This window comes from Streptomyces adelaidensis, assembly GCF_016598475.1.
In the GTDB taxonomy this organism is placed as follows: Bacteria; Actinomycetota; Actinomycetes; order Streptomycetales; family Streptomycetaceae; genus Streptomyces; species Streptomyces adelaidensis.
In genome coordinates, this window is the sequence record NZ_JAEMUX010000085.1 from 1 (window position 1) to 17,683 (window position 17,683).

General features: G+C 72.0%; 17 protein-coding genes and 2 pseudogenes. 8 read left to right on the top strand and 11 right to left on the bottom strand.

What is annotated here, in order from left to right:
* Window positions 1–54: 54 nt before the first annotated feature.
* Genes tgmC through I8N67_RS33480 form a run of 3 tightly spaced genes read right to left on the bottom strand, consistent with a single transcriptional unit; the run spans window position 55 to window position 2,504 of the window.
* Window positions 55–1,251 carry an ATP-grasp peptide maturase system methyltransferase gene (gene tgmC / locus I8N67_RS33470; RefSeq protein WP_200308025.1) on the bottom strand — a complete coding sequence of 399 codons (1,197 nt, stop codon included), beginning with the start codon at window positions 1,249–1,251 and terminating at the stop codon, window positions 55–57.
* Entirely contained in the window at window positions 1,248–2,234 is a 987-nt protein-coding gene (gene tgmB, locus I8N67_RS33475) for an ATP-grasp ribosomal peptide maturase (RefSeq protein ID WP_200308026.1), read from the bottom strand. Before tgmB ends, tgmC begins: the two co-directional genes overlap by 4 nt.
* Before the next feature lie 3 nt (window positions 2,235–2,237).
* Window positions 2,238–2,504, bottom strand: coding sequence for a putative ATP-grasp-modified RiPP (locus I8N67_RS33480; protein ID WP_200308027.1), 267 nt, complete (start codon window positions 2,502–2,504; stop codon window positions 2,238–2,240).
* Window positions 2,505–2,618: 114 nt separating this feature from the next.
* Here I8N67_RS33480 and I8N67_RS33485 point away from each other — a divergent pair, with 114 nt between their 5' ends.
* Together I8N67_RS33485 and I8N67_RS33490 are read left to right on the top strand one after the other, a co-directional pair.
* Entirely contained in the window at window positions 2,619–4,031 is a 1,413-nt protein-coding gene (locus tag I8N67_RS33485) for an NsdA family TPR-like regulatory protein (protein ID WP_234046709.1), read from the top strand.
* A 12-nt stretch (window positions 4,032–4,043) separates the two neighbouring features.
* Entirely contained in the window at window positions 4,044–4,328 is a 285-nt protein-coding gene (locus tag I8N67_RS33490) for a DUF6087 family protein (RefSeq protein ID WP_200308028.1), read from the top strand.
* Window positions 4,329–4,369: 41 nt separating this feature from the next.
* On the opposite strand, the gene I8N67_RS44730 is transcribed toward I8N67_RS33490, so the two are convergent.
* On the bottom strand, window positions 4,370–4,720 hold the full coding sequence (locus I8N67_RS44730) for a transposase family protein (protein ID WP_372443863.1): 351 nt from the start codon (window positions 4,718–4,720) through the stop codon (window positions 4,370–4,372).
* A 301-nt stretch (window positions 4,721–5,021) separates the two neighbouring features.
* Here I8N67_RS44730 and I8N67_RS33500 point away from each other — a divergent pair, with 301 nt between their 5' ends.
* A complete protein-coding gene (locus tag I8N67_RS33500; protein WP_200308030.1) occupies window positions 5,022–5,207 on the top strand; it encodes an acetyltransferase in 186 nt (61 codons plus the stop codon).
* Window positions 5,208–5,342: 135 nt separating this feature from the next.
* Window positions 5,343–6,254, top strand: a complete 912-nt coding sequence (locus tag I8N67_RS33505; protein ID WP_200308031.1) for a DUF4231 domain-containing protein — start codon at window positions 5,343–5,345, stop codon at window positions 6,252–6,254.
* 51 nt (window positions 6,255–6,305) lie between these two features.
* Here I8N67_RS33505 and I8N67_RS33510 read toward each other — a convergent pair whose 3' ends face one another.
* From I8N67_RS33510 to I8N67_RS33525, 4 genes are all read right to left on the bottom strand, one after another.
* A complete protein-coding gene (locus I8N67_RS33510; protein ID WP_234046710.1) occupies window positions 6,306–6,827 on the bottom strand; it encodes a hypothetical protein in 522 nt (173 codons plus the stop codon).
* A gap of 172 nt (window positions 6,828–6,999) precedes the next feature.
* Entirely contained in the window at window positions 7,000–8,037 is a 1,038-nt protein-coding gene (locus I8N67_RS33515) for a rod shape-determining protein (RefSeq protein ID WP_200308052.1), read from the bottom strand.
* Window positions 8,038–8,185: 148 nt separating this feature from the next.
* Window positions 8,186–9,541 (bottom strand): carboxyl transferase domain-containing protein, encoded by a 1,356-nt coding sequence (locus I8N67_RS33520; protein WP_200308032.1) that lies wholly within the window; start codon window positions 9,539–9,541, stop codon window positions 8,186–8,188.
* On the bottom strand, window positions 9,534–11,102 hold the full coding sequence (locus I8N67_RS33525) for an acyl-CoA synthetase (protein WP_200308033.1): 1,569 nt from the start codon (window positions 11,100–11,102) through the stop codon (window positions 9,534–9,536). Before I8N67_RS33525 ends, I8N67_RS33520 begins: the two co-directional genes overlap by 8 nt.
* Window positions 11,103–11,364: 262 nt before the next feature.
* Here I8N67_RS33525 and I8N67_RS33530 point away from each other — a divergent pair.
* Window positions 11,365–11,490 (top strand): annotated as a pseudogene (locus I8N67_RS33530) (DUF445 family protein); the annotation flags it as partial.
* 488 nt (window positions 11,491–11,978) lie between these two features.
* On the opposite strand, the gene I8N67_RS33535 reads toward I8N67_RS33530, so the two are convergent.
* A complete protein-coding gene (locus tag I8N67_RS33535; protein ID WP_200308034.1) occupies window positions 11,979–12,404 on the bottom strand; it encodes a hypothetical protein in 426 nt (141 codons plus the stop codon).
* Window positions 12,405–12,855: 451 nt separating this feature from the next.
* Between I8N67_RS33535 and I8N67_RS43275 the strand changes: the two are divergent.
* The 3 genes and pseudogenes from I8N67_RS43275 to I8N67_RS33545 form a co-directional block, all read left to right on the top strand.
* A pseudogene (locus I8N67_RS43275) lies at window positions 12,856–12,995 on the top strand (Hsp20/alpha crystallin family protein); the annotation flags it as partial.
* 101 nt (window positions 12,996–13,096) lie between these two features.
* Entirely contained in the window at window positions 13,097–13,993 is an 897-nt protein-coding gene (locus I8N67_RS33540) for an ATP-grasp domain-containing protein (protein ID WP_200308035.1), read from the top strand.
* Between the two features lie 116 nt (window positions 13,994–14,109).
* Window positions 14,110–16,515, top strand: coding sequence for an ATP-binding protein (locus I8N67_RS33545; RefSeq protein ID WP_200308036.1), 2,406 nt, complete (start codon window positions 14,110–14,112; stop codon window positions 16,513–16,515).
* On the opposite strand, the gene I8N67_RS33550 is transcribed toward I8N67_RS33545, so the two are convergent.
* Window positions 16,493–16,678 carry a hypothetical protein gene (locus I8N67_RS33550; RefSeq protein ID WP_200308037.1) on the bottom strand — a complete coding sequence of 62 codons (186 nt, stop codon included), beginning with the start codon at window positions 16,676–16,678 and terminating at the stop codon, window positions 16,493–16,495. The genes I8N67_RS33545 and I8N67_RS33550 overlap by 23 nt on opposite strands.
* A gap of 30 nt (window positions 16,679–16,708) precedes the next feature.
* A complete protein-coding gene (locus I8N67_RS33555; RefSeq protein WP_200308038.1) occupies window positions 16,709–17,641 on the bottom strand; it encodes an MEDS domain-containing protein in 933 nt (310 codons plus the stop codon).
* Between the last annotated feature and the right edge of the window lie 42 nt (window positions 17,642–17,683).

Here is a 17,683-nt window from a genome sequence, read left to right on the forward strand (position 1 = left end):
CTCAGCTGCCAATGTCTCGGTTACAAATTCGGTATTGCAGAGGGAGTTTCGAGGTCAGGGTTGCGGCAGGGGCAGGATGGGCATTTGCGGATGCCGCAGGTGCTGCCCGCCGTCGTAGACGTGCAGGGTGAACGTCTCCGGCCCCGGCCGGCCTGCCTCGTCGTACGCGCTCAGGACACGCTCGATCTGCTCCCACAGCTTCACCGGGCCGCCCTCGCGGACCTCCCATCGGCTCTCGCGCGGGGTGAGGGTGGCGGCGGAGCCGGTGACCACGTCGACCAGGTGCACCACCTCGCCGACCGTCGTCATCTGCGTGTCCGGCACCGCGCACTGTGCGAGGAACCGCAGGTGGAACGCCTCTTCGGTTGCGGCCGTGATCCGCTCCGGGGTGTGCCGGGCCGCCCGTCCGGTGTCGGGCAGGCCCGCGGCCCAGTGGGCGGGGTTGCCGAACGCCGGTGCCGCGTGCGTACGCGCGGACATGAAGGAGACGGTGCCGCCCAGCAGTTGGCCATCGCCGGTGCCGTCGCTCTTCACGGTCAGCAGGACGCGGGCGTACCCGTAGAGCCACCCCGAGAGGGTGAGCAGGATCTTCCCGCCCGGCCGGGCTTGCGCCAGCAGCGCGGGCGGCACGGCCCGAAAGGAACAGGCGGCCACGATCCGGTCGAACTTCGCCTCCGGCCAGTACCCGTACAGCCCGTCCGCCACCGCCAGCGTCGGCATGTACCCGCACCCGTACAGCGCGCTGGCCGCCTGCTCCAGCCGGTGGGGGTCGACCTCGATCGAGGTGACGTCGGTGGAGCCGAGATGTTCGCAGGCGAGCGCGGTGGAGTAGCCGGTGCCGGTGCCGATCTCCAGCACCGTGTGCCCTTCCTGCACGTCCGCGTCCGCCCACATCCGCACGACCAGCGACGGCAGCGTGGACGACGAGGTGGGCGCCCCGCCGTGCCGTACGGCGGGCTGCTTCCAGTCCGGTTCGTCGCCGTCGAACTGGGTGATCAGCGTGGTGTCGGAGTAGGCGGCGGCCAGCCACCGGCCATAGTCGACTTCGGTGGTGACCGGCTCCCATACCGTCAGCCCCTGCCCGTCGCGCTCGTCGGCGGGGAGGTAGAAGCCCGGAACGAACCGGTGGCGGGGCACGCGCTCGACCGCCGCCCGCCAGCCGGGATCGGCGAGCATGCCGTCCTCGGCTAGGGCCTTCGTCATTGCCTCGCGCAGCCGTTCGGCGTCGGTCTCCAGGTCGGCGGGCATCATCGCGCTCCGCCTCCTTCCGTGCTCGTGCTCAGGAAGTCGGCGAACGCCGTCGTGATGTCGTCGGCGTCAGGGAGCCAGCCCCACTGGCCATTGGGATTGCACTCGATGAACGTCCAGTCCCCGCTCTCCTGGCCGTCGCCGGTGACGGCGAAGTCGAAGCAGCCGAAGACCAGGCCGAACGCCGACAGGTAACTGTGCAGAGCCGCTTCGATGACGGCCGGGACGGGGATGGGTGCGTGGAGCAGGGCGTCCCAGTTGCCGCGGCGCCAGTCCAACGCGCCGTCCGGGGCGGCGATCTGCTGGGCGAACACGCGGCGGCCGACCACGGTGACCCGCACGTCGCCGGTCTTGGGGATCTCCGCCTGGAACAGGTGCGCGGTCACCGCGAGGGAGTCGTCGAAGGTGTTGGGGGCGACGCGCTGGGCCCAGATCGCGCCGGTGTGCCCGTCCTCGTCCCGGGGCAGGCCGCGGAACGTCTTGTAGATGACGGGTCCGTGGTCGGCGGCGAACTTGGCCGCCTGCTCGGTGTCGTTGGTGACCAGCGTCGGCGGGATTGTCAGGCCGAGCTGGGCGGCGAGCTGGAGCTGGGCGGGCTTGAAGTCCGCGGCCGTGACCGCCGACGGGTGGTTCACGTAGAACGCGCCGTGCAGGTGGTTCAGCACGCCGCCGAGCCCGTGGCGAGCCTCGGCCGCGGCGAAGTCGCGTTGCTGGGTGGGCAGGTGCTGGTAGCGGGCGGCGTAGGGGGTGGGGCGGCGGTAGTACACCGCCGCCACCTCCCCCAGCTCCACCTCCCGGCTGCCGGTGACCAGCCGCCCGGCCCAGGCCGGCGCCCCGGCGCCGATGCGGGCGCCGAAGGTTAGGCCGGGGCCGATGTCGGCCGGGTCGACGCGGACGACGGGCACCTCGCGCTCATTCAGCGCGGCGATGACGCAGTCCGCGGTGACGTCTTCCAGCGCGGTGACGACCAGGACGGTGGAGGCCATCGGTCAGTCCGACTCGTAGTCGGTGGTGTGGTCGTCCTGGGTCTGCGGCTGCGGCTTCTGCCCGTCGCCGCCCCCGGACATCGACGCGGTGCCGGTCGTCTTCGACGTGCCGTGCCCGCCCATCTCGATCGGCTGACCGGCGGCGTCGGTGTAGCGGGCGGTCTGCGTCGACGGGTCGAGCGTCACGGCCGCGTACGACGGCGGACCGGCCGGCAGCCGGTCGGTGACCAGCCGGACCGCCCACGGAGCCTGGGGTGCAAGCGTCGTCATGCGAGTTCCCTTCCCCTTGCCTCATGCGGATAGCCGGGCGGCTACCGCCTGAGCAGAATCTGCCCCTGGCCTGACCCGTGACCAGTACCGTGGGTGCCGCGAACCGTGGCGAAGTTGCCACGCTCCGTGACAGCCGTCGGGGAGGGTGAGGCCAAGGTGCCCAGCAAGTCCAGCAATCCGCATCTCGCGCTGTGGGTCGCCGTGTGCGGGTTGTCGCACGGCGAGATCGCCCGCCGGGTCGCAGCCGAAGCGAAAGCCCGAGGTCACCGGCAGATCGCCCCGGACGCCACCCGCATCCGCCGCTGGATCGACGGCGAACGCCCCCGCCCACCGGTCCCCGCCCTGCTCGCATCGGTTCTGTCCGATGCGGTCAGCCAGCCCCTCACCCCGGGCGATCTCGGCCTGACGGCCATCGGGCCCACGCTGGATAGCATCCAGCTCCCGCTGCTGACCGAGGCAGCCGCCCAGACATTGGCCGGATGGACCCAGATGGACCTTTTCCTCGACCGCCGCGACACGCTCAAGCTCGCCCTCGGCGCCCCGCTCGTCCTGGCCGCCGAGCGGATGCTGGGCGGCACCGCCCGCCGTCTGGGCCGCGATGCCAAGGGGTTCGACGCCGACACCACCGCCGCGCTGGAGGAGGTCACCGCGTTCTTCACGAAGGCCGACGCCTCCAAGGGCGGCGGCCTCTACCGCTCCGCGATCGTCGCCCAGCTCGCCGAAGTCGCCCGCCGCGTCCAGGACGGCGTCCCGCCGTCGCTGAAGACCCGGGTCTTCGCGGCGACCGCCGACCTGGCGGCGCTGGCCGGGTGGGTCAGCCACGACAGCGGCCGGTACGCCACCGCCCAGCGGTACTGGTCGTACGGCATCTACGCGGCCTCCGAGGCCGGGCAGCCGGATCGCGGGGTGGAGATCGTCACCCGCATGTCCCACCAGATGATCTACCTCGGGCATCCCGGTGACGCCCTCGGACTGCTCGATGTCGCAGCGGCGAAGGCCAACATGTCCGCGACCAGGGCGCTGATCGCCTCCCAGACCGGGCGGGTGCACGCGGCCCTCGGCGACGAGCGTGCAGCCGAGCGGTACCTCGGTAGCGCTGACGAACTGGTGGCCGAGGGACTCGGTCAGGACGTGCCGGACTGGGTGGCGTACTTCGACGCCGCCGAGCACGCCGGCGCCCGCGCGGTATCCGCCCGCGATCTCGCCGGGATCGGCCGCCCCCGCAGTCCCGCGAGCGTCCACTTCACCGAGGCTCTCGCGCTGCGCAGGCCCGGCTTCGAGCGGGTGAAGGTCATGGACCGCATCGGCCTGGCCGCCGCGCTGTTCGCCGAAGGGGAGGCCGAGCAGGGCGCCGCGTCGGCCCAGGAGGCACTGGACGAGGCAGCCCGCGTCGACTCGGCCCTGGTCGTCTCACGCCTCAACACGCTGCTGGATGCCGCCCGCCCGTACAAGACCGCCGCGGTGGACGAGGTGCGTGCCCGCGCGGCGGATCTCGCCGCGGCCCGGCCGACCGCCGTCGCGGCCTGAGACCATCGAGCCATGGGCAAGCACTCCCGACCCGGGCCACCGAACCAGCCGTCGCGCGCCGTCCCGAGCGTCGGCGCCGGCGACCCGTTGGCCGCGTACAACAAGCGGCGCCAGCCTCCGATGGACATCTACCGGCGGCACCGGCCGGTGCATGGTGGCGCTGGCCACCTTCGGCCGGACGAGCCGCGCGTACTGGAGGAGTGGGACGGCTTCACCTACGCCCCCGCCGGGACGGCATCCGATCTCGCGGCGGCGGTGGTATGGGTGGCCCAGGCCGAGTCGGAACCCCGGCAGTAACCGGCACGGCTTGGGGTGCCAACGCTGCGGGCCGCGAAGCGTCAGCGGTCAGGGCTCACGGGCGGCCTGGACGACCGTGGAGCCGGCACTCCCGTATCCGACGTCCTGCCGTACTCCGTAGCCTCCCGGTCAGCCGCTTGCCGGCCGGGATCTGCGGGATCTGCTCGGTGAACGATTTCCGCGGGACAGGCCGGCTCGCGGCACCACCAACGCCGCTTGTGCCACAAGAACTCCAGCCCGCGCTCGCCGTAGGGGAGATCCCGGGGACGGGTGGTCGCGGAGCCTTTCACCCGGGACGCGAAGGCCCCGCAGGCCGGGCAGGCCCGCGCCGAGGCATCCGCCGTGGCCAGATGGACCCGGCGTCCACCGTCTTCGCACCGCTCGACCCGCATGACGGACACCCCGTCGAGGCCGAGCAGCAACGTCGTATCGTTGACCAAGCCCGTGGCTCCCCAGTGATTTTTCTGCGTAGAGAACAGAAATGATCACCCAGGACCACGGGCGTCCCACATCCAGGGCCGACAACCACCCCACCCATCACAGATCGTGACGCGCAGTCAGCGCGTACCGACGGCGCACCGCTCAAGTTCGAAAGACTTCACCCGGGAAACCGGCAGCCGCACGTTTGCCGTCCAGGAGGTCCTTGTACGCGAGGCGTACCGGGGCACTGCGGGTGCGGGAACCTCCCGTCTGTTGCACGAGACGCTATTCGCCGAGCGCGACGAGGAACGCGCCACGCTCCTGGTCGACCCCACCCGCTCCGGCGGACGGTTGAAGGCGGTGTACGAGTCCTGGGGATACCGGAACATCGGCGAGCAACAGCCTTTCGAGGACTCGCCGGTCTTCGCCACGATGGTGCGGGACCCACTGCACCAGTAGTCGACCGGTGCGGCCACACGCTTCGGTCTCTCGGCGCCAATGGGGTCCCGTCCCCGGACAGGCGCCCTGGCGCATTTCAGTTTTTGACGAGAGCATGACCTGCCGTTCACTCCGCATGTCCGTGTGAGGTCCTTCATGGCCGTTACCCCCGGCCCGAGCACCACAGTGAATGACGACGACCTTCCTCCGCTGTTCCAGGTCAACGACCGCATGGCACTGCTCCATCAAGGTGAATCCTTCAAGGTGGTCCGCACCCAGCTGGTCGTGCTGCTCCTCGCCACCGCGACCGCCTCGATGTCCGAGCGGGTGAACAGCCGCGTTCCCTCATGGATCGCCGCCGTGCTCTATGCGCTGACGATCGCGTTCGGCATCTACGCCTCCCGTCGCCGCGCCCGCCTCCACTGGCAGGCCCACCGGGCGGCCGCCGAGGTGATCAAGTCGCTGGCGTGGCAGTACATGGCGCACGGCGGGCCCTTCCACTCCCGGGTCGCCAACCCGGAAGCGCTGTTCGCCACCCGGCTGGAGGAGCGGCTGAGCGAGCTGAGGAAGGTGGGGTGGGAGGACGAGCGGGAAGGGGCGGCCGGGTACGGGGTCGGGCAGATCACACCGGTGATGCGGGCGATCCGGGCCAAGGCGTTCGCGGCCCGGCGCGACATCTATCTGCGCGACCGGGTGGTGGAACAGCTGACCTGGTACGGCAACCGGGCCGGCCAGGCGCACCAGGCGTCCGTGCGCTGGTCCGGGATGACGGCCGTGCTCACGTCGATGGCTCTGATCGCCGCCGTGCTCAGGGCGTTGGGCGTCATCGGACGCTGGGACCTGACGGGTGTGCTGAGCGCCGCGGCGGCGGCGGGTCTGGCCTGGCAGGAGGTCCGGCGCCACCGCCCGCTCACGTACGCGCACTCCCTCGTCGAACAGGACCTGGAGACCCTGCGGGTCGCGATGAGCACGACGGTCACGGAGGACGGCTGGGCGGACGCCGTCGCGGAGGCGGAGCGGCTGGTCTCGCCGCAGCACACGGACTGGCTGGTGCGGTTCGGGTCCTGACGGGGTGTCCGGGAGCGAAGCGCCAGGGCGCGGGCGAGTCGGGGTGCAGCGTCAGAAGGGGCGGGCGACGCCCGGGCTCCACAACACGGTCACCGGCACCCCCACGGTCCGCGCGTAGTCCACGATGTCGCCGGTGCCGCCGAGGCCGCGGGCCGGGGCGCCGTCCCAGACGGCGATCACGCGGTCGGCATGGTCGACGATGTAGCGGCCGGCCGCGTAGTAGGCCTCGTCATGGGTGCGCTCGTGCGGGAGCTGCACGCGTTCGGCGCAGCACTTCAGGAGCCTGCGGTACGACATCCGTACCCGGTCGTCGCCGAGGTGGGCCTCGTAGTCCATGCCGGGGATCACGGCGGTCAGCGGGATGCCGTACTCCAGGGCGATCTCGGCGAACAGCTGGTCGGCGCCGGCGGCCAGACAGCTCACGGCCCGGGCCGCGCTCATGCCCCGCAGTTCCGCCCGGATGCCCGAGCGTACGGCTGACAGGGCTCCGTCCGGGATCGCCCGATGTCCGGTGATACCGATCCGGGGCACGGGACCCGCCATTCGCACGCTCTCCTCCGCTGCCGCGGTCATCCGAACAACCCTAGCGTCACGGGACTTGCACGGAAATGAGGCGTACGCGCGTTCGGCGGTGCATCAGGGGCTCACGGAGGCGACCGCCAGATGGCCGTGCGTCCGGCAGCCGCCCCCTCGTGCCCCGGCCACTGTGCGGGGGCTGGTAGGGGGAGGTCCGGAGGTCGGGCCGTCAGTCGCCCACCGGGTCCAGTGTGAGGGGCTGGAGGCGGCCCTCCAGCATGGCGCCGACGCCGAGGGCGGCACAGACGTCGGGGCGTTCGGCGATGTGGACCGGCATGCCGGTGGCGTGGCGGAGCATCTGGTCGAAGCCGGGGAGGAGGGCGCTGCCGCCGACCATCATGATGCCGCGGTCGGCGAGGTCGGCCACCAGGTCGGGCGGGCAGTCGCGGAGGACCTTGCCGATGCCGTCGACCACGGCGGTGAGCGGTGTCTGGATGGCGTCGCGCACAGCCGCGGTGTCGACCTGGACCGAGCGGGCGAGGCCGGTCGCCACATCCAGGCCGTGGATCTCGGTGGAGGCGGGGCCGTGCGGGGTGAGGCCGTTGCCGGAGAGGGCGAGCTGGAGCGGTCGTACGGACTGGCTGGGCAGGGTCAGCTCGTGCCTCAGGCGCAGGTGCTGCACGATCGCGTGGTCGATGGCCTCGCCGCCGACCGGGATGCGTACGGCGTTGACGACCGAGCCCAGGGAGAGGACGGCCAGCTGGGTGGCGGCCGCCCCACAGACCATGATCATGGTGGCCTCGGGCTGCTCGACGGGCAGACCGCAGCCGACCGCCGCCGCGATGAGGGTGTCGACCAGTTCCACGCGGCGGGCGCCGAGGCCCACCAGCGTCTCGATCGTGGCGCGCTGGGCGAGCGGGTCCGCGTCGTGGGGCGTACAGGCCGCCGCGCGCAGGACGGGCTTGCGGCGCAGCGTGCGGCGCACCTTGTCGCCCAGCAACTGGCGCAGCATGCGCTGGGCCATCTCGATGTCGACCACCGTGCCGCCGGAGACGGGGCGCACGACCCGGATGTAGTCGGGCGTACGGCCCATCATCTTCTCCGCGAACTCCCCGACCGCGATCAGCGCGCCCGTCCGGGTGTTCACGGCGGCCACGCTCGGCTGGTCCACGACCAGGCCCGAGCCCTTCACGTACACCCGGGTCCGCGCGGCCCCCAGATCGACGCCGAAATGGCAGCGGCGCAACTGCTCCAGACTGGCGGGCATGGCGGTCATCTGCGGATCCTCCCGAGAGCACGGACCGTGGGGCCGCGAGGGCGGCGGCTCCCTTGCATCGTGTGCCGGGAGCGGGGGCCGTGCTCGTTGGGGTGGGCCGGGTGGGGTGCGGCTGGACGGGTGGTTCTGTGACGGCAGGTCAGCTCGGGTGGGTCGCTGCAGCCCCTCGTACGACCCCCCGCACGACCCCCAGCTCCACCAGGTCCTGCGGCCGCACCCGAAGCTCGTCCGCCGTGGTCCGTACTTGTCCTTCCGGACGCTTGAGGATCGCCGCAGCCAACTCCGGTGCGATCACCGAGAAGTAGCTGTCGGGTGTGGCCCAGGTGTTGTCCGGGGCGGCGAGGGCCAGGGCTCCGCCCGAGCCGCCCTCGCCGATCAGGAGGGTGGTGATGGGGGTGCGGGCGGTGGTGATGGTGGCGAAGAGGTCCGCGATGGCGGCGCCGGCGCCCTGGCGTTCCGCGGTGGCGTCGTTTGCGGCGCCGGGGGTGTCCACCAGGGTCAGGACGGGGATGCCGAGGCGGTCGGCGAGGCGGATGAGGCGGGCGGCGGTGCGGTAGCCCGCCGGGCGGGTCGCCGTGCCGCGTTGGGCGGCGTAGGCGACGGTTCTGCCCTCGTGTTCGCCGAAGCCGCAGAGCATGCCGGGGTCGGTGCCGCCGACGCGGTCACCGCTGACGGCCGCCCGGCGGGTGAAGTACGCGTCCAAGTAGGCGTCGGCACGGGCGCGTTGAGGGGAACGGGCGCGGGCCACGGCCTCCCAGCCGGTGGTGGGGAGGGTGGTGGATGAGGACAGGGCCCGGGGCGGGGGCGCCGGTGTGGTGGAGGGGGCGGTCAGCAGCGTCAGCCACAGGGCCAGCGTTTCGCGCAGGTGCCCCGGGTGTACGACCCCGTCCGCCGCGCCCACCGCCACCTGCGATTCGGCGGTGTACGCCGCCGGGTCCGCGTCGGGTGGGCGGACCCGGGAGCCGGCGAAGCCGATCTGAGCGCCGGGCAGGGCGAGGACGATGTCCGCGCCGGCGCCGAGGGTGGCCCAGCCGCCGCCGGTCGTCGGGTCGCGCAGTACGGCGATCTGGGGCAGGCCCGCCTCACGGGTGAGCGCCGACTGGCGGGCCACACGCTGGAGTTGGGTGAGGGCACGCATGCCCTCCTGCATACGGCTGCCGCCGGTCGCGACCAGGGAGACGACCGGCAGGCGGTGCTCGCGGGCGTAGGTGTACGCCGCCTCCAGCCGGTCGCCGGTGCGTTCGCCGAGGGAGCCGCCCAGGAAGCCGAACTCGAAGGCGATCAGGACGGCCGCCGACGTACCGACACCCGCCCGTCCCCACACCACCGACTCCTCCTCCCCGGTCCGCTCGGCGGCGCGGGCGCGCGAGGCGTCGTAGCCCTGCCAGGCGAGGGGGCCGTCGGGCTCGGACTCCCTTGGCGCAGAAGGGAGTTCGGTGAAATCGTCAGCCACCAGAGCCACCACCTCGCGTGCGGACAGGCGTCGCTCAGTCACGGTTCAGGGACCGCTTCATGATCTTCCCCATGTCGTTGCGGGGCAGGGCGCCCAGGTAGTGGACCAGGCGCGGTCGCTTGTGCGGGGCGAGGCTGCGGGCCACATGGTCCGCCAACTCCTCGGCGGAAGGCGGAGATTGCGAGTCCGCCGGGACGATCCAGGCCACGATCCGCTCGCCCAGGTCGGGGTCCGGTTCGCCGGTGACCGCGGCCTCCCGTACCCCTGGGTGTTCGAGAAGCGCGTTCTCGATCTCGCCCGCGCCGATCTTGTAACCCCCGCTCTTGATCAGGTCGGTGGCCTTGCGGCCGACGATCCGCACATAGCCGTCGGGGTCACGCACGGCCATGTCGCCGGTGCGGAACCAGCCGTCGGGGGTGAACGCGGCGGCGGTGGCGTCGGGCCGGTTGAGGTACTCGGTGAAGAGGTTGGGCCCGCGCACCTGGATCTCGCCCACGGTCTCGCCGTCGTAGAAGGTGAGGGGCGACCCGTCCTCCTCCACGAGCCGCAGCTCCACGCCCGGCAGCGGTAGGCCGACGGTGCCGGCGCGCGCCTCGCCGTCCACGCGGACGCTGGTGTTCATCAGCGTCTCCGTCATGCCGTACCGCTCGATCACCCGGCGCCCGGTCGCCGCCGCGATCCGTTCGTGGTCGTGCACCGGCAGCGCGGCCGAGCCGGAGACCAGCAGCCGGGCCCCGGCGAGGGCCTTCGCCAGCGCCGGGTCGGCGGGCAGCGCCTCCGCGACCCGGTGGTACATCGTCGGCACCCCGAACAGCATCGTCGCGCCCGCCGACAGCTCCCGGGCCACCCCGCCCGTGTCGAACCTGCCCAGGTGGCGGACCGAACCGCCGCGGCGCAGCGGGCCGAGGATGCCCAGGATCAGGCCGTGGACGTGGAAGAGGGGCAGGGCGTGGACCAGGACGTCGTCGCCGGTCCACTGCCAGGCGTCGGCCAGTGCGTCCAGCGTGGTGGCGATGGCCCGGCGGGGGATGACCGCGCCCTTGGGCGGGCCGGTGGTGCCGGAGGTGTAGACGATCAGGGCGGGGTTCTCGCCGGGCGTGTGCTCGTCGAGGGCGGCGGTTTCGGTGCCCGTGCCGGTGCGGGTCCCCGTGCCGGTGCCCGTGCCCGTCCCGGTGCCCGTCCCGGTGCCGGTGCCGGTGCCGGTGCCCGTCCCGGTCCCGGTCCCCGTCCCGGTGCCCGTGCCCTCGTGCACGTCGACGTCGATCCGGTCCAAGTCCCGCAGCCGGGCGGGCAGTTCATCGGCCGCCGCGGCCAGTACCAGCGTCGGCGCGCTGTCGGACAGGATGTGGCTGAGTTCCTTCTCCCCGGACTTCGGGTTGAGCGGCACGGCGGCGACGCCGGCCCGCAGCGCCGCCACGACCGCCACGGCGGTCTCCAGTTCCGGTGTCGCCCAGACGGCCACCCGGGTGTGGCCCGTGAGACGGCCCCCGAGCGCGCCGGTCACGGCGTCGAGCTCCGCGTACGTCAGGGCCCTGTCGCCGAAGTGGAGGGCGGGCCGCTCGCCCTGGGCGTCGCCGGTGAGGGCCGGGAAGAGAAGGGACACGAGTCGTACTCCTTGGTTGTCGCCGTCCGATGTACCGCTACCGCCACTCATGGGGCTACCCGAATCCCGGCACGACCAGCACCAGCCACACCACCGCGGATACCGCCACCACGATCTTTCCGTAGACCATCGGCTGCCGGAGGAAACGCTGTCGTCAGACCTTGGACCAGGTGATGGCCTGCTCGTCGGGGTGACGCCGACCTCGAAGTGGTCGACGCCGGGGGCGCCGTCGGCCCGCACGGAAGCGGAAGGGAGCGTCGCGGACACCACGCGGAAGATCGAGGCCAACATCGGCCGTGACCTGCAGTTCATCCGGATCGACGGCACGGTGGTGGGTTCCCTGCCGGGACTGCTGATCCACACGGTGTCACGGGCGCTGGGGGCGTAGGCCAGACGGGTGACATTCTGGCCACGGTGAGTAGCGCCTACTGGTGAGCCGGTGACCGCGGGGGTGTTCTGGGCGCGTTCTGGGTGCGTTCTGCGTACGGGTGGATGTCGTCCCCGGGCAGACGCACGTCGGGGGTCGGGCGGAACTCGCTGAGCCGGAGTCGGAGTCAGCCGGGCGGGTGATCGGCGTACTGGCGCAGCTGCCGTTCGCGACGGCCGGCGACCACGGGCAGGGGGTGCCGGGGGTGTCGGGTGGGTCGGAGGTAGGCGACGGCGAACCCGTGCGACCGAGACGCGTCCCGCTCAAGGATCACCCGGGGATCCTCGCAGGAGGCGCCTGCCTCGCGCTCGACAGACCAGACGGACCGTGAAACGCCGAAGGCGGTAACGCTACCCCGAAAACAGTAAGGGTCTGTCGACAAGCTGACAGACCCTCATGCAGAGATCAAGACTGGAACCACCCCGCATCGGCGGGGTGGACTCCGCTTGTCAATTGTATTGATCAAATGTCACATATGGCGAGGCCGTGTTCTGGCCGACCAAAGCGACCTTGTAAATCTTGTCCTTGATCATTGTGCCGGTGCAGGGGTCGTTGATGTATCGCATTTTCGTAGCGAAGTCTTCGCACGTCCATTTCGCAGTGTAAGCGCTTTTCGCCCCTTCATCCTTGGACCGCTGGCTCGGGTTCGCGGGGCAGCCGCCATCCTTCTTGTAGTTCATCACCCAGAAGTAATAGCCAGTTGCATGCCCGGTAGCGTTGTAGGTTGCGACAGCGTCGCCGTAAAAACAGATGCGGCGATTCGCTTCCGCGCTCGCGTTGGGTGCCGTGATGGCGGCAGCACCCAGCGTTGCCACACACGCCATCCCGACAGCGGCTATGCGGCGCTTGTTTCGGTCAGTCAACTTCGATGTCATGCTGGTGTTCCATTCTCCAGGCAGGCGGTGCCGGGAACCATTCCGGGCACCTGGCCCGGCAGGACTCGCGCGCCAGGCGCGCAGCCCGTCGGGTGCCCCCGGCAGGGGGCTCACCGACAGGCTGCATCCACAGGTCGCTGCGAGTAGACGCCGGAATACAGGGAGGCTTTGCAGCCTTGCTCTGCAGCACTCGGGCACGAAAAGCAGATTCCATACGCTTTTCGCGTCTTTGGCTGATTGGCACGGGAAACGCTATGGGGGGATCGGAGTCAGGATCAAGCCACTTTTCTTAAGACTTGATTAATTGACTCGGGTCAAGCAAACGCTGGTGTCGAGCTGAACCATACAGGGTTCAATACGGCTTTCGGGTCCAGTGGTCTAAGCAGCCACAATTTCCGCACAATTATCTCACTCGTCGAACGGCCGCCGGCTCTCGGCAAATTCACAGCATGCCGGCGACGACTTCGTCGTCCACGTCGACCTCCCGGGCGTGGACCCGGAGACCATCGACCTGGACGTCGAGCGGAACGTACTGAGCTGAGTGTCCGCGCCGAGCGCCGTTCCCCGGCCCCCGAGGAAGCCGAACTGATCGCGGACGATTGTTAGCCTGCGCCGAAGACCGTCCGCCCTGGCACACAGCCATGCGCGGCAGCCGCAGACGTAAGTCGCCCCCGTACGAGATCGGAGCCCCCGTGGTCCGCGCAGCCGCCCCCCGCCCCCGTATAGCCGTCGCCACCTACGACCCCCGGCCGGATACCAGCGCCGACCGGGATCTGCCGGTGCTGGTGCGGGCGCTGGGGGAGGCCGGGGCCGACGCGGCCGCCGTGCACTGGGACGACCCGGCGGCCGACTGGGCCGGCTACGACCTCGTCGTCATCCGGTCCACCTGGGACTACAGCTGGCGCGCGGCCGAGTTCGTGGCCTGGGCGGAGAAGACCGGCGGGGCCACCCGGCTCGCCAACCCCGCCGAGGTCGTGCGCTGGAACACCGACAAGCGGTACCTCGGCGATCTCGCGCGGGCCGGCGTGCCCGTCGTACCCACGGCCTACCTCGCCCCGGGCGACCCGCTGGAGCTGCCGGCGGCGCACGAGTACGTCGTGAAGCCCACCTCCGGCGCGGGCGCCCGGTTCGCCGCGCGGTACACCCCGGACCAGCGGGAGACCGCCGTACGGCACATCGAGCGGATGCACGCCGAAGGGCTCACCGCGATGGTCCAGCCGTTCGTGAGAAGCATCGACACCGCCGGCGAGCGGGCCCTGCAGTTCTTCGGGGGCCGCCTGCTGCACGCCAGCCGCAAGGGGGCCGTACTCGCGCCCGGCACGGCCTACGACGCCAAGAAGACCGCCCACCCGAACCTGACTCCCTGGACCCCGACCGAGGCCGAACTCGCGGTCGCGGAGCGGGCGTTGGCCGCCGTACCGGGTGCGCCGGAGCTGCTGTACGCGCGCGTCGACCTCGTCACCGGGGAGGACGGGCAGCCGTGTGTGATGGAGCTGGAGCTCGTCGAGCCGAACCTCTTCCTGTGGCTGCACCCCGACTCTTTGCCCCGGGTGGTCGAGGCGATCCTGTCGGCGGCGGCCACCGGCTGACCCTGCGGGCCCCCTCACCCGAAGAGGCGGGAAATCCATGAAGCGGGTGTCTGGCCCGTGCCCGCTGCCTACCCTTCGCGGTTACAACACGGCGTACGGGAACCACAACTGAGGGCGTGACCAGGGTCGTGGGCGGATCGGAGTCGCGGCGCACTTCCGGTTTCCCGGCGGAGCTGACGAGCTTCGTGGGGCGACGGGACGAGGCGGCGGATGTCAGACGGTTGTTGTCGGTGGGCAGACTGCTCACGCTGACGGGACCCGGCGGGGTGGGCAAGACCCGGCTCGCCGGGCATGTGGCGGGACAGGTCGCACGGGCCTTCCCGGACGGGGTGTGGCTCGTCCCGCTGGCCGCGCTGCGCGACGAGGCGTTCGTCCCGCATGCCGTGAACGACGCGCTCGGCGTCCGCAACGAGACCGTACGCCCCCCGCTGGAGATCCTCGTCGACCATCTGCGGGAGCGGCGCCTGCTGATCGTCCTCGACAACTGCGAACATCTGCTGCGCAGTTGCGCGGTGCTCGCGGGGACCGTGCTGACGGCCACCGAGGGCGTACGCGTCCTCGCCACCAGCCGCCACCGGCTCGGCCTGGCCGGGGAGCAGCTCTTCGAGGTGCCGCCGCTGCCCGCGCCCGCGCCGGAGGAACTGAGCCCGTCGGCGGTCGACTCCTTCCCCGCACTGCGGCTGTTCGCCGACCGCGCGGCGGCCGTGGTCCCCGGCTTCACCGTCGGCGAGGCCAACCAGCAGGCCGTGGCCCGCCTCTGCCGCCGGCTCGACGGCCTGCCGCTCGCCATCGAACTCGCGGCCGTACGGGTACGCGCCCTCGGCGTGGACCAGCTCGTCGAACGCCTCGACGACCGCTACCAGCTCCTCACCGGCGGCAGCCCCGCCTCCACGCCCCGCCACCGCACGCTGCGCTCCGCCGTCGACTGGAGCCATGAACTGTGCACCCCGCAGGAGCAGTTGGTGTGGGCGTGGCTGTCCGTGTTCGTCGGCGGCTTCGACCTGGCCGCCGCCGAGGCCGTCTGCGCCGGGGACGGGGTCGAGGCGTCCGCCGTCCTGGACGCCGTCGCCGGACTCGTCGACAAGTCGGTGCTCGTCCGGGAGGAACACGGCGGCCAGCTGCGCTACCGGCTGCTGGTCTCGCTGCGCGACTACGGGCTGGAGAAGCTGCACGACCTGGGCGAGGCGACCGACACCCGACGGCGGCACCGCGACCACTTCGCCCGGCTGGGCGCCGAGTACGAGCAGGCCTGGTTCGGGCCCGACCAGGAGGAGATCACCGAACGGCTGCGGATCGACCAGGACAACTTCCGGGCCGCACTGGACTTCTGCCTCACCACCCCCGGCGAGGCCCAGCACGGGCTGCGGCTGGCCTCCACCCTGTGGTTCCACTGGGTCGCGAGCGGCATCTGGGGCGAGGGCCGGCACTGGATGGACGGCGCGCTGCGGGCCGGGGCCCGGCCGGACGTCGCCCTGACCCGGGCCATGTGGGCGGGCGCCCTGACCTCCCTGGTGCACAGCCGCTCGGCCGCCGTCCTGGCCGGCCTCGACCCGGTGCGCACGGCGGCCGTCGCCGACGAGGAACTCCCGGTGCCCGCGCCCCCGCCCGTGCCGGCCGGCACCCTCGGCCCGGGCCGCGCCCGGACCTCCACGGCCGGCTTCGTCGTCCTCACCCGCGTCGAACTGGCCTGCACACTCGTCAGCCGGGGCCGCGCTGCGGAGGCGATCCCGCTGTGCACGGAGGCCGTCGCCCTGTGCCGGGCCCACGGCGAACAGTGGGCCCGCTCCTGGGCGCTGCGCACCCTCGCCCTCGCGCACTGGGCGGCGGGCCAGTACGAGCGCGCCGCCGAGCACGCCCGCGCCTGTCTGCGGCTGCCGTACACCGTGCGGCAGCACCAGAGTCTCGCCCGCACCCTCGATCTGCTCGCCGCCGCCGAGGCCCTCGCGGGCCACGCCGAGCGGGCCGGTGTCCTGCGCGGCGCCGTCGACCGCATCTGGCACGACATCGGCGGCAACCCCGTGGAGTCGCCCCGGCCGGGCCGCCCCCGCCCCGCCGAACACCACGCCCGCCACACCCTCGGCGACCACGCCTACACCCTGGCCCACCGCCACGGCGGCGAGCTGACGGCGGAGGAGGCGGTGGCCTACGCGCTGGGCGGGCCGGGGGAGGGGGGCGCCTCCGGCGTGCGTACGGGGTCGAGTGTGTGTACGGGGCCGAGTGTGCGTACGGGCGCGGCGCCGGTCGCCGGTGAAAGGTCCGCCCCGGACCCGGCGAAGGCCCCCGCACCCGTACCCGCCCCCGCACCCCCCTCCCCCTCCACCGCCGACCCGGTCCCGCTCACCCGCCGGGAACTCCAGGTCGCCGCCCTCGTCGCCCAGGGCCGCACCAACCGGCAGATCGCCGACCACCTCGTCATCGCCCGCCGCACCGCCGAGGGGCATGTCGAACGCATCCTCGTGAAGCTGGGCTTCCACAACCGCAGTCAGGTCGCGGCCTGGTTCAGCGCGCGGCCGGGGGCGTGACGGGCGTCGTACCCGCCGTGGCCGGCAGGGGGACGGACAGGGTGGCCGTGGTGCCCCGGCGGGTGGTGCGGAGCGCGAGGCGGCCGGTGCCGCCGATCAGCGACTCGGCGGGACGCGGGCCGTGACCTTGGGACCGCCCCGCCGCCGCGAAGTCCGGCCGCACGGAACTCCATCCGAAGCGCAAGCCCCGCGTTCACCCGGTCGCCGCCTCCGTCCCGTCCTCCTGGCACTCCCTCTCCACGCTGACGACCAGCTGCGGCACCTCGTCGGCGCCCAGCTGCTCCAGCACCAGCCCGAGGAGTTCGCCGCAGCGCACGGTGACCTCGCTGCCGGCGGGCAGCGACGCGGCGAGGCTGATCAGCTGCCAGGCGCAGTGGGCCTCCATGAAGCACAGGTCCCGCAGGTCGAGGACGAAGTGGCTGGGGCCGGAGTCGTCACGGCGTTCGAGGGCCGCGCGCAGGGCCTCGACGAACTCGGTCCGGGTGCTCAGCTCCGCCGTGCCGGTGATCCGGCCGCCGTCGGGGGTCTCGGTGACCTCCAGGGAGTCGAGGCGTTCCATGACCCGCAGCGGGTGGACCTTGCCGACGCGGGCGGTCAGGTCGTCACCGAAGCTCTGCCGGTCGTACCAGCAGATCGCGGTGAACAGGGGATCGGTGAAGAGCGGTGCCACCGAGGCCTCGTAGTCCAGCAGCCGGTCGTGGCCGAGGTTCACCCGGGGCGCCCAGCTCATGTCGGCGGTGATCCGCAGCCCCGACCAGCCCTCGTCGCAGGCGCGGTCGACCTCGGAGGCGTACGTGTCGATCGTGCGCTGCTCCTGGAAGCGGCCGTCGGGGACGTAGATCTCCGTGTTGCGCTTGAGCGACAGCTGTCCGCCGGCCCGCGCCGCCACCACCTGCCCGCTGCCCCGGTCCAGCAGCGCGACCACCTCGTCGTCGTTGAGGTCGTCCTGGTCCATGACCAGCAGGACCTTCTCCCCGCGCGCCAGACTCGTCCGGGTGTACGCGGTGAACACCTTCCACGGCGACTCCCCGGCCCCCTCGATGTCCCCCGGCCCCATACACGCGTGGTCCCCCAGCCGCAGCCGCTCGACGGGCACGATTCGCTCCGCGGGATGCTGGGTCGTCATCGGGGTGCCTTCCCTTGAGATCGGGCGGGATCGGTCGAAGGA